Genomic DNA, 10181 nt, shown 5'->3' on the forward strand with positions numbered 1-10181 from the left:
GGTCGGAGCGGGTCATTCAGGTTTTGCCTTCCTGGGAACATGCACAAGCCGGGGCCCGCACCTTCACGGTGCGGGCCCCGGCTGGCGAGGTATCGCGTCGGCGAATTAGGCCGGGACGATGTTCTCCGCCTGCGGGCCCTTCTGGCCCTGCGTGACGTCGAAGGAGACCTTCTGGCCCTCCTGGAGCTCACGGAAGCCCTGGGTGGCGATGTTGGAGTAGTGGGCGAAGACGTCAGCGCCGCCGCCGTCCTGCTCGATGAAGCCGAAGCCCTTTTCCGAGTTGAACCACTTCACGGTTCCAGTAGCCATGTCATTCTCCTAAAAAACTGGGGCAGATCCGGAAATCCGCACTTCACGGATTCCACGTCGCCGCAATGAGCCCCATCCGGAGAACCGGAAAACAAAATGCGCCTGAGGAAGCATTCCCGTCAGGCGCACATAATGTTTATGGGTACCAAAACTGCAACTCGTCCACCCTAACACGATGCCGCCGGAGCACCACCCCTCGACGCCGAGAAGATCGTCGTACGGTGACGCCCCCGTCCGTCCCGTCACACGCGCTCGATGATCGTGACGTTCGCCTGACCGCCGCCCTCGCACATCGTCTGGAGGCCGAACCTGCCTCCCGTCCGCTCCAGTTCGTGCAGCAGCGTCGTCATCAGCTTGACGCCGGTCGCCCCGAGGGGGTGGCCCAGGGCGATCGCGCCGCCGTTGACGTTCACCCGGGCGGGGTCGGCCCCCGTCTCCTTCAGCCACGCCAGCACGACGGGCGCGAACGCCTCGTTGATCTCGACCAGGTCGACGGCGTCGATCGTCATGCCGGCCTTCTTCAGCGCGTACGCCGTGGCCGGGATCGGCGCGGACAGCATCCGGATCGGGTCCTCGCCGCGGACGGACAGGTGGTGGACGCGGGCGCGCGGCGTCAGCCCGTGCTCCGCGACCGCCCGTTCGGAGGCGATCAGCAGCGCCGCGGCCCCGTCCGAGACCTGCGACGAGCACGCCGCCGTGATCGTGCCGCCCTCCACCACCGGTTTCAGCGCCGCCATCTTCTCCGGGGTGGTGTCGCGGCGCGGCCCCTCGTCGGTCGTGACGTCCCCGTAAGCCACCGTCTCGCGCCCGAAGCGGCCCTCGTCGATCGCGCGCAGGGCCCGCCGGTGCGAGCGCAGCGCGTACTCCTCCATGTCGGTCCGCGAGATGCCCCACTTCTCGGCGATCAGCTGCGCCCCGTGGAACTGGTTCACCGGCAGCGCGCCGTACCGCGCGCGCCAGCCGCGCGAACCCGCGAACGGGCCTTCCGAGAGTCCCAGCGGCTGCGCCGCCTGCCGGGACGCGAAGGCGATCGGGATCTGCGTCATGTTCTGGACGCCCCCGGCGATCACCAGGTCCTGTGTGCCCGACAGCACGCCCTGCGCCGCGAAGTGCACGGCCTGCTGCGACGACCCGCACTGGCGGTCGACGGTGACCCCGGGCACCTCCTCGGGCAGTCCCGCCGCGAGCCACGCCGTACGGGCGATGTCCCCGGCCTGCGGTCCCACCGTGTCCAGGCAGCCGAACACGACGTCCTCGACCGCCGCCGGGTCGATTCCGGAGCGCGAGACGAGGGCCTTCAGGACGTGCGCCCCCAGGTCGGCGGGGTGAACGGCCGCGAGGCCGCCTCCGCGCCGGCCGACAGGGGTGCGCACCGCTTCGACGATGTAGGCCTCGGCCATGACTGCTGCTCCTTCGTATGACGAACGTCGGACAAGCGGTTCACGTACGCAGCGCGATGCCGTCCAGGACCATGGACAGGTACTGGCGGGCGATCTCCTCCGGGCTGTGCAGGCCGCCCGGCCGGTACCAGGACGCGGCGACCCAGACGGTGTCGCGGACGAAGCGGTAGGTGAGCCGGATGTCGAGGTCGGCGCGGAAGACGCGCGCCTTCACCCCGCGCTCCAGGGTCCCCAGCCACGCCTTCTCGAACTTCTGCTGCGAGTCGGCGAGGTAGTGGAAGCGCGGCTGCGCGGACAGGTGCCTCGACTCCTTCTGGTAGATCGCGACGGCGGCGCGGTGCCGGTCGATCTCACGGAACGACTCGGTGACGAGTGCCTCGATCGTCTCCCGCGGCCCGAGTCCGGCGGCGAGCACGCTGTCGTACCCCTCCCACAGCTCGTCGAGGAAGGTGGAGAGGATCTCGTCGAGCATCGATTCCTTGGAATCGAAGTGGTAGTAGAGGCTGCCGGCGAGCATGCCCGCCGCGTCCGCGATCTTCCGGACGGTCGTGGCGTTGTAGCCCTGGGCGGCGAACACCTCGGCTGCCGTGCCGAGGAGTTCGCGCCGCCGCTCGGGCGAGGCGGTCACCTGGTTCTTCTTCTTGTTGGGCACGCTGCCATTGTCCGCCCGGACGCGGTGCTCCTAGGCACGGCGGCTGCTGACCGAGACCGTCTCGCCGGTCATGTACGAGGAGTAGCCGCTCGCCAGGAAGACGACGACGTTGGCCACCTCCCAGGGCTCGGCGTACCGCCCGAACGCCTCCCGCCCGGTGAGTTCCGCGAGCAGCTCGGCGGAGGTCACCTTCACCAGGTGCGGATGCATGGCGAGGCTGGGCGCGACGGCGTTCACGCGCACGCCGTACGCCGCCGCCTCGACCGCCGCGCACCGGGTGAGCGCCATGACGCCCGCCTTGGCGGCGGCGTAGTGGGCCTGGCCGCTCTGGGCGCGCCAGCCGACGACGGAGGCGTTGTTGACGACGACGCCGCCCCGGCCGGCCGCCTTCAGGGCGCGCAGGGCCGCGCGGGTGCAGCGGAAGGTGCCGTTGAGCGTGACGTCGATGACTTTGGACCACTGCTCGTCGCTCATGTCGACGAGTTCGGCCGTGCCGCCGAGGCCGGCGTTGTTGAAGACGATGTCCAGGCCGCCGTGTTCCCGTACGGCGAGGTCGAAGAGGGCCCGTACCTGGGCCTCTTCGGTGACGTCGCACGGCAGGGAGGCGACGTTCCCAGGGCCGAACTCCTGGGCGAGCGCCTCCTCGGTCTCCTTCAGGCGGCGTGCGTGCGCGTCGCCCAGGAGGACGCGCGCCCCCTCCTCCAGGAACCGGCGCGCCGTGGCGCCTCCGATGCCGGCGCCGGCGGCGGCGGTGACGACGGCGGTACGGCCCTTGAGCAGACCGTGCCCGGGAACGTACTCGGGGCCTGGGGCGCGGGACTCCTCGACGCTGCTCATGGCCGTACGTTAACCTACCAAACACTTGTTAGGGAAGGATGCGCCTGATGCCCACGCCCGCCGCCCACGAGCCACCCGCCCCCGAGCCCGCCCTGCCGCAGGAACCGCCCGTGCTGTACGAGCGGCGCGGGCCCCTCGCGTACGTCACGCTCAACCGACCGCGCTACCGCAACGCCCAGAACTCGGCGATGACCTACGCGCTGGACGCCGCCCTCTACCGCGCGGCCGAGGACTCCGAGGTGAAGGCGATCGTGCTGGCGGGGGCCGGCGACCACTTCAGCGCCGGTCACGACATCGGCACCCCCGAGCGCGACGCCCATCTGCCCTTCGAGCGCCGGGCGGGCCTCTGGTGGGACCACTCCGACAAACAGGGCGCCGAGTCGCGCTTCGCCCGCGAGTCGGAGGTCTACCTGGGCATGTGCCGCCGCTGGCGCGAACTGCCCAAGCCGGTCGTCGCGTCGGTCCACGGCGCGTGCGTCGCGGGCGGGCTGATGCTCGCGTGGATATGCGATCTCATCGTCGCCTCCGAGGACGCGTTCTTCGCCGATCCGGTCGTGCGGATGGGCATTCCCGGGGTCGAGTACTTCGCCCACCCGTGGGTGATGCCGCCGAGGATCGCCAAGGAGTTCCTCTACACGGGCGACCGGATGTGCGCGCGCAGGGCGTACGAGGTGGGCATGGTCAACCACGTCGTGGAACGGGCCGAACTGGCGGAGCGCACAGAGGAACTGGCCCTGCGGATCGCCCGGATGCCACGCCTGGGACTGGCGCTCACGAAACGGGCGGTGAACCAGGCGGAGGACCTCCAGGGCATGCACACCGGCATGGACTCGGTGTTCGCACTGCACCACCTCGCCCACGCGCACAACGCCGAGACCGCCGCGGACCCGCTCGCCGGCATGGACGTCGCCGCGATGAAGAGGGCGGGCTCCTGATGGATCTGCGGCACACCCCGCAGGAGGACGCCTTCCGCGCCGAGGCGCGGGCGTGGCTGGCGGCGAACGTCCCCGAGCGGCCGCTGCCCTCTCTGGAGACGGAGGAGGGCTTCGCCGCGCACCGCGCGTGGGAGGCACGGCTGCACGCCGACCGCTGGTCCGTTGTCGCGTGGCCGCGCGAGTACGGCGGCCGGGGCGTCGACCTGTTCACGTGGCTGGTCTTCGAGGAGGAGTACTTCGCGGCGGGCGCCCCCGGGCGGGTCTCGCAGAACGGCGTCAGCCTCCTCGCCCCCACGCTGTTCGACCACGCCACCGACGAACAGCGCGCCCGGGTCCTGCCGTCGATGGCGAGCGGCGAGGTGATCTGGGCGCAGGCGTGGTCCGAGCCGGAGGCGGGGTCGGATCTCGCGTCCCTGCGGTCCCGCGCCGTACGCACGGACGGGGGGTGGCTGCTGTCCGGGCACAAGACGTGGTCCTCGCGGGCCGCCTTCGCGGACCGGGCGTTCGGGATCTTCCGTACGGACCCGGGGGCGGCGAAGCCGCATCACGGTCTGACGTACCTGATGTTCGACCTGAGGGCGCGCGGGGTCACCGTCCGCCCCATCGGCCGGCTCGACGGCAAGCCCGCCTTCGCGGAGCTCTTCCTGGACGACGTGTTCGTACCGGACGAAGACGTCATCGGAGAGCCGGGGCAGGGCTGGCGGATCGCGATGTCGACGACCGGGAACGAGCGCGGGCTGACGCTGCGCTCCCCCGGCCGTTTCGTCGCCGCGTCACAGCGGCTCGTACGGGACTGGCGCGCGTCGGCGGATCCGTCGGACACGGCGCTGGGCGACCGGGTGGCGGACGCGGTCGTGGGCGCGCGCGCGTATCAGCTGTTCACGTACGCCAACGCTTCGCGCTTCGCGGCGGGCGCGTCCATCGGGGCCGAGTCCAGCCTCAACAAGGTGTTCTGGTCGGACTACGACATCGCACTGCACGAGACGGCGCTCGATCTGCTGGGCGCGGACGGGGAACTGGCCGACGGCGAGTGGGCCGAGGGGCACGTGTTCTCGCTCGCCGGGCCGATCTACGCGGGAACGAACGAGATCCAGCGCGACATCATCGCCGAGCGGCTGCTCGGCCTGCCGAAGGGCCGCCGCCGATGAGGTTCCTGCTGACCGACGAACAGGCCGCTTTCGGCCGTTCCCTGGAAGCGATGCTTTCGGCGGCGGACACGCCGTCGGCGGTACGGGCGTGGGCGGCCGGAAACGCCGTTCCCGGGAACGCGCTGCGGGCGCGCCTGGGAACCGTCGGCGTCTTCGCGCTGGCCGTTCCCGAGGAGTACGGGGGCGTGGGCGTGCTGCCGGTCGAACTGGCCGTGGCATACGTGGAGCTCGGGCGGTACGCCGTGCCCGGTCCGGTGGTGGAGACCGTCGCGGCCGCCGCGCTGCTGGCGCGCCTGGCCGAGCACGGCGAGGCGGGTCCCGCGAAGCGGCTGCTGCCGGCGCTCGCCTCCGGCGGGGCGAGCGCGACACTCACGCTGCCCGGCGGGGGTCCGTACGCGCTGGACGCGGATGCGGCGGCGTACGTCCTCGTCGTGCACGGCGACGAGCTGCGGCTCGCTCCCGGGACCGGAGCGCTGCGCGCGTCCTCGGACCCGGCGCGGCGGCTGTCCCGGCCCGCGCCCGGTGGCGAGTTGCTGGCCTCGGGGCCCGCCGTGCGGGAGGCCGCCGGACACGCCGCCGACTGGGCGGCGTTCGCCACGGCGGCGCAGTCGCTGGGGACCGGGCTCGCGCTGCTGGAGCGGACGGTGGCGTATGCCAGGCAGCGCACGCAGTTCGGGACGGTGATCGGCGGGTTCCAGGCGGTCAAGCACCGGCTGGCCGACACCCTGGTCGGGCTGGAGTTCGCCCGGCCGCTGCTCTTCGGCGCGGCGCTGTCCATGACGACCGCCGACATCGCCGCCGCGAAGCTGACGGCGGGCGAGGCCGCGTACGCAGCCGCGCGGACGGCGCTGCAGGTGCACGGAGCGGTCGGCTACACGGAAGAACTCGACCTGTCCCTGTGGCTGCGCAAGGCACGTCCGCTGCGGGACGCGTGGGGCACGCCGTCCGAGTGCCGGCGGAAGGTGCTGGCTGGTTCATGACGGATCATGACGGACCGGCGGTTCGTCGCGGCCGGCGGCTCTCGGCGGGCGACGGATCATGACACTTCGCGGGCCGGTTCGTCACCGTTCCCCCGGCGGATCGTGCGCACCGGACGGCCGGGCCGCCAGGTGCGCACGACGAGCTCCTCGCCGTCGACGGAGGTGGCGACCACCTCGGTGGGCTCGACCCGGAACAGATGGAACGGCTCCGGCGGGGCGATCTCGCCGGAGAACCGTGCGATCACCTCGGGGTCGGTGACCTCCACCGCCCGGCCGCTGATGCGCACGTCGCCGTCCCGCATGTCGTCGCCCGGTCCGGGGTTCGCCTGGACGGCGAAGCGCGGATCGCGCCGGAGGTCCTGCGCCTTGCGCGAGTACGGCATCATGCCGAGCCACAACTCGCCGTGCAGGAACGTCACTTCGAGTCCGGTCACGCGCGGCGACCCGTCCTTGCGGATCGTCGCCAGGACGTGGTGCTTGTGCTGCTCGAACCGTCGCCGCACGGCCTGCGCGAACTGCGGCTGCGCCCGTTGGAAGTCTGTCCAGTTGGTGACCATGTCTTCAGTGAACCCCTGATACCCGACATCTTCTGTCGGCTTTTCCTCCCGCGACGCTTGTGGGCCGACAGCCGCTGACGTCGGCCTCCGCCCGTGCGCCCCCACCCCGGCCTCGGCACACCGCCCCGGCGGCCGCGACGCGGTTCACTCGCCCGGCGTCAGGGTGACGACCGCCGCGTGGCCCCGGGTGGACAGGGCGCCCGGCGCGCCGGTGACGACGGCGTCGTACCGGGCGAGCGCGGCGCCGTCGAACGTCGCCGTCGCGTCCAGAGCGACGACCACCACCGTCCCGCCGGGCGGGACCGCCACGTCGAGATCGCCGCACACCACGGCGACCCGTGCGGCCGTCCGGCCCCTGCGGTGCATGACATTGAAGTTCACGACCCGGCCGCCGAGCAGCCGGCAGTCGGTGGCGGCGTCCCCCGGGAAGCGCTGGGGAACGTACCGCTCGTCGACGAGCCGCCGCTCCCCGCCCACCGTGAGGTCCATTCCCCTGCCCTCAGCCACCGTCAGGATCCGGTCCACCTCCGGGAACGCCGAGAAGGGGCCGTCCCCCTCGACCTCAGCCAGGCTGATCCGCCAGTCGAAGTGGGCCGTTCCCGCGCCTACGGGCGCGGCCGCGATCTCCCGCGTGATGCCGCCGCCGTTCTTCCACGGCACGGCCTCGCGGTCGGCAGCCCTCAGCACCTCGACCGTCATCGCACGATGCCCTGGGCCCGCGCCGCCGCCAGCCAGGCCGGGAACTCCCGCACCAACTGGTCGTACAGCTCGGTGTCCGAGACCTGGCGCGGGTCCTCTCCGGCGTGGAAGTACCCGGCGTTGTCGACCGGGCGCCTGGCCGGGACGGCCAGCTCGTCGAGCCGGCGCAGGAAGTCGAACTGGGTGCTGCGCGTGTTGCCGAAACCCACGAACTGCCAGAACAGCGGCAGCTTCGCGGCCTTGCAGACGTACCGCTCGGCCGCGAGCTTGTTGATCGGCCCGCCGTCGGTCTGGAAGACGACCAGCGCCGGCGCGGTGGACCCGCTGTCGAGGTAGTGGTCGATCACCGCGTCCATGGCCAGGTGGTAGCTGGTCTTGCCCATGTGCCCCAGCCCGGCGACAATCCTGTCGATCCGGCCGTGGTGGTTGTCGAGGGCGATGTCCGTGGTCGCGTCGACGTCCGTGGAGAAGAAGACGAGGGGCACGCTTCCGTCGTCGTCCAGGTTGGCCGAGAGCCCGAGGACCCGGTCGGCGAGCGCCTGCACGCTGCCGTCCCGGTAGTACGGCTTCATGGACCCCGAGTAGTCGAGGACCAGGTAGACGGCGGCACGCTGCCCGTTCAGCCCGTGCTTGCGCAGGCAGACGCCGGCGTTCTTGTAGAAGCTGACGAGGGCGGGAGCGGTCTCCTCGACCTTGTGGAGGCTTATCGCCACGTCGGATCTCTCCGTTTCGTACGGGCCGGCAGGAAGCTGACAGGAACACCAGGTGTGGTGGGGGCGTGTCCGAGATTACGGGGCCGGTGTCGACGGCCGCCCCGGGCTCCGGTCGCGCCGCGTCTACGGTCGCGTACCGCGCTCGCGTTCGGCGGCTTCCAGCTCCTCGATGTCCGCCAGCATGGCGTCGGCGAGATCGCGCTCCGCGGCGTAGTGCCGCTCGGCCCACTTGAGGGTGAGCGCGGGGTACGCCCACGCCGCCTCGTCCTTCGCGCTCTCGATGTCCGCCAGCGCCCGGCCGCGCATCTCCTCCGCGAACTCCCGGTGCCGCCGAAGCACTTCACGGGTCTGCTCGGGTTCCAGGAGGTGGCCGAGCCAGAGCCGCAGCATCGGCCCGTGCTTGAGCACCGGCGGGTCGACCGGCGCCTCGCGGGCCCAGGTGCGGACGGCGTCCGTACCCGCGTCGGTGATCCGGTACACGCGCTTGTCGCGGGTGCCGGTGTCCTGGGCGATCAGGCGCGAGGTCGCGAAGCCGGCCTTCTCCAGCCGTTTCAGCTCGCTGTAGATCTGACTGAAGGACGGGCTCCAGTAGAAGAAGCCCAGCGACGCGTCCGCCCACTTCTTGAGGTCGTAGCCGGACAACTCCCGCCCGAAGGACAGCAGTCCGAGCACCGCCCAGCTCGTCGCCGGCAGCGCGGGCCGCTCCCCTTCCTTCCCCTGCCTCTTCTGGGTCACGGACCGCAGTCTAAGGGCGGAGGGCGGGGGCGGACGGGGTACGGAGTCGTACATCACCGGGGCGGAGTTGACCGTGGACGGCGGTCGACTACCGGCTGACGGCCCGCCGGCCGCCGCGGGCCGGTGCGTTATCTTGAGCGGCGCCGACCCCACCGGCCCTCCCCCATCAGCCCAGAAGTCCAAGGAGCCGGCCGTGGAAGCCGCCGTCACGACGTGTTACCGCCACCCCAAGTACGAGACGTATGTGAGCTGCACGCGCTGCGATCGGTTCATCTGCCCCGACTGCATGCGCGAGGCGGCCGTCGGCCACCAGTGCCCCGAGTGTGTGAGGGACGGCCACAGGTCGGTCCGCCGGGCGCGCACGGTCTTCGGCGGCTCGGTGGCCGGCGCGGCCGCGCCCGTGGTGACGTACACGCTGATCGCGTTGAACGTCCTCGCCTACCTGGGCGAACTGGCGCGTCCCGACATCGTCCCGCGGTTCGGCATGCTCGGCTGGGGGGTACTGGGCCCGGAGAGCGGGGTCCAGTCGGGGCCGGCCGTCGCCGGGGTCGCGGAGGGCGAGTGGTACCGGCTGTTCACCGGGGCGTTCCTCCACCAGAGCCCGACCGGCGGCACCTTCGGGATCATGCACATCATGATGAACATGTTCTGCCTGTGGAACATCGGCAGGACGGTCGAGGAGCAGCTCGGCCGGGCGCGCTACGCGGGGCTCTATCTGCTGTCCGCGCTCGGCGGTTCGGTGCTGGTGTACCTGATCGCGCCGCACAGCATCGTCGTGGGCGCGTCGGGTGCGATCTTCGGCGTCTCCGCCTCGTACTACGTCATCTGCCGCCGCCTCGGCCACGACATGCGGGCCGTCAACCGCTTCCTCGCCGGGCTCATGATCTGGATGGTCGTGTCGGCCCTGTTCACCTCCTGGCAGGCCCACCTGGGCGGGCTGCTCACCGGCGGTCTGGTCAGCCTGGCCCTGGCGTACGCACCACGCAAGCACCGCACGGCGATCCAGGTGGTCGCGGCCGCCGCGGTACTGGTGCTGCTCATCGTGCTCGTCCTGATGAAGACGTCGTCGCTGACGTCCTACCCGGGCTGACCGGACGCGAGTCCCCGGCCCCGTCCGCGTCGCCGCGGCGGGGCCGCGCTTGACCTCGACTCCGCTTGAGGTACGAGGGTTCGGCCATGGACTCGATACGCACCGCCCCGCGCACCACCCCGCCCC

Annotated in this window: 12 protein-coding genes; 4 read left to right on the forward strand and 8 right to left on the reverse strand. The window is 71.6% G+C overall.

Going from position 1 to position 10181, the window contains the following annotated elements; translation table 11 throughout:
• Window positions 1-105 precede the first annotated feature (105 nt).
• The 4 genes from E2E34_RS25855 to E2E34_RS25870 all read right to left on the reverse strand — a co-directional run bounded on the left by E2E34_RS25855 (window position 106) and on the right by E2E34_RS25870 (window position 3198).
• Complete coding sequence (locus E2E34_RS25855) at window positions 106-309, reverse strand: cold-shock protein (protein ID WP_015607926.1); 204 nt, start codon at window positions 307-309, stop codon at window positions 106-108.
• Window positions 310-551: 242 nt separating this feature from the next.
• Window positions 552-1709: an acetyl-CoA C-acetyltransferase gene (locus E2E34_RS25860; protein WP_138904325.1), complete on the reverse strand. Its 1158-nt coding sequence runs from the start codon at window positions 1707-1709 to the stop codon at window positions 552-554.
• Between the two features lie 40 nt (window positions 1710-1749).
• Window positions 1750-2361: a TetR/AcrR family transcriptional regulator gene (locus tag E2E34_RS25865; RefSeq protein ID WP_138904326.1), complete on the reverse strand. Its 612-nt coding sequence runs from the start codon at window positions 2359-2361 to the stop codon at window positions 1750-1752.
• Between the two features lie 30 nt (window positions 2362-2391).
• Window positions 2392-3198, reverse strand: a complete 807-nt coding sequence (locus E2E34_RS25870) for an SDR family oxidoreductase (RefSeq protein ID WP_138904327.1) — start codon at window positions 3196-3198, stop codon at window positions 2392-2394.
• Window positions 3199-3245: 47 nt separating this feature from the next.
• On the opposite strand from E2E34_RS25870, the gene E2E34_RS25875 reads away from it, so the two are divergent.
• From E2E34_RS25875 to E2E34_RS25885, 3 genes are read left to right on the forward strand one after another with little or no spacing between them, the layout of a single operon-like run.
• Window positions 3246-4133, forward strand: coding sequence for an enoyl-CoA hydratase (locus tag E2E34_RS25875; RefSeq protein ID WP_138904328.1), 888 nt, complete (start codon window positions 3246-3248; stop codon window positions 4131-4133).
• Window positions 4133-5281 (forward strand): acyl-CoA dehydrogenase family protein, encoded by a 1149-nt coding sequence (locus E2E34_RS25880; protein WP_138904329.1) that lies wholly within the window; start codon window positions 4133-4135, stop codon window positions 5279-5281. The genes E2E34_RS25875 and E2E34_RS25880 overlap by 1 nt, the downstream gene beginning before the upstream one ends.
• On the forward strand, window positions 5278-6261 hold the full coding sequence (locus tag E2E34_RS25885) for an acyl-CoA dehydrogenase family protein (protein ID WP_138904330.1): 984 nt from the start codon (window positions 5278-5280) through the stop codon (window positions 6259-6261). The genes E2E34_RS25880 and E2E34_RS25885 overlap by 4 nt, the downstream gene beginning before the upstream one ends.
• 56 nt (window positions 6262-6317) lie before the next feature.
• On the opposite strand, the gene E2E34_RS25890 is transcribed toward E2E34_RS25885, so the two are convergent.
• From E2E34_RS25890 to E2E34_RS25905, 4 genes are all read right to left on the reverse strand, one after another.
• On the reverse strand, window positions 6318-6818 hold the full coding sequence (locus tag E2E34_RS25890; protein WP_138904331.1) for a pyridoxamine 5'-phosphate oxidase family protein: 501 nt from the start codon (window positions 6816-6818) through the stop codon (window positions 6318-6320).
• Between the two features lie 144 nt (window positions 6819-6962).
• The gene (locus tag E2E34_RS25895; RefSeq protein WP_138904332.1) at window positions 6963-7517 is read right to left on the reverse strand and encodes a HutD/Ves family protein; all 555 of its coding nucleotides are present in this window, start codon (window positions 7515-7517) and stop codon (window positions 6963-6965) included.
• Window positions 7514-8230: a VWA domain-containing protein gene (locus tag E2E34_RS25900; RefSeq protein WP_138904333.1), complete on the reverse strand. Its 717-nt coding sequence runs from the start codon at window positions 8228-8230 to the stop codon at window positions 7514-7516. The genes E2E34_RS25895 and E2E34_RS25900 overlap by 4 nt, the downstream gene beginning before the upstream one ends.
• 123 nt (window positions 8231-8353) lie before the next feature.
• Window positions 8354-8965 (reverse strand): PadR family transcriptional regulator, encoded by a 612-nt coding sequence (locus tag E2E34_RS25905; RefSeq protein WP_244316105.1) that lies wholly within the window; start codon window positions 8963-8965, stop codon window positions 8354-8356.
• 193 nt (window positions 8966-9158) lie between these two features.
• Between E2E34_RS25905 and E2E34_RS25910 the strand changes: the two genes are divergently transcribed.
• The gene (locus tag E2E34_RS25910) at window positions 9159-10055 is read left to right on the forward strand and encodes a rhomboid family intramembrane serine protease (RefSeq protein WP_138904335.1); all 897 of its coding nucleotides are present in this window, start codon (window positions 9159-9161) and stop codon (window positions 10053-10055) included.
• The last annotated feature ends 126 nt before the right edge of the window (window positions 10056-10181 follow it).

The organism is Streptomyces albidochromogenes, assembly GCF_005981925.1.
GTDB lineage: Bacteria > Actinomycetota > Actinomycetes > Streptomycetales > Streptomycetaceae > Streptomyces > Streptomyces albidochromogenes.

What these genes read in the sequence shown, in the direction of transcription:
- E2E34_RS25855 (WP_015607926.1), bottom strand. Translation starts at nt 309, where the DNA reads ATGGCTACTGGAACCGTGAAGTGGTTCAACTCGGAAAAGGGCTTCGGC.
- E2E34_RS25860 (WP_138904325.1), bottom strand. Translation starts at nt 1,709, where the DNA reads ATGGCCGAGGCCTACATCGTCGAAGCGGTGCGCACCCCTGTCGGCCGG.
- E2E34_RS25870 (WP_138904327.1), bottom strand. Translation starts at nt 3,198, where the DNA reads ATGAGCAGCGTCGAGGAGTCCCGCGCCCCAGGCCCCGAGTACGTTCCC.
- E2E34_RS25875 (WP_138904328.1), top strand. Translation starts at nt 3,246, where the DNA reads ATGCCCACGCCCGCCGCCCACGAGCCACCCGCCCCCGAGCCCGCCCTG.
- E2E34_RS25880 (WP_138904329.1), top strand. Translation starts at nt 4,133, where the DNA reads ATGGATCTGCGGCACACCCCGCAGGAGGACGCCTTCCGCGCCGAGGCG.
- E2E34_RS25885 (WP_138904330.1), top strand. Translation starts at nt 5,278, where the DNA reads ATGAGGTTCCTGCTGACCGACGAACAGGCCGCTTTCGGCCGTTCCCTG.
- E2E34_RS25890 (WP_138904331.1), bottom strand. Translation starts at nt 6,818, where the DNA reads ATGGTCACCAACTGGACAGACTTCCAACGGGCGCAGCCGCAGTTCGCG.
- E2E34_RS25895 (WP_138904332.1), bottom strand. Translation starts at nt 7,517, where the DNA reads ATGACGGTCGAGGTGCTGAGGGCTGCCGACCGCGAGGCCGTGCCGTGG.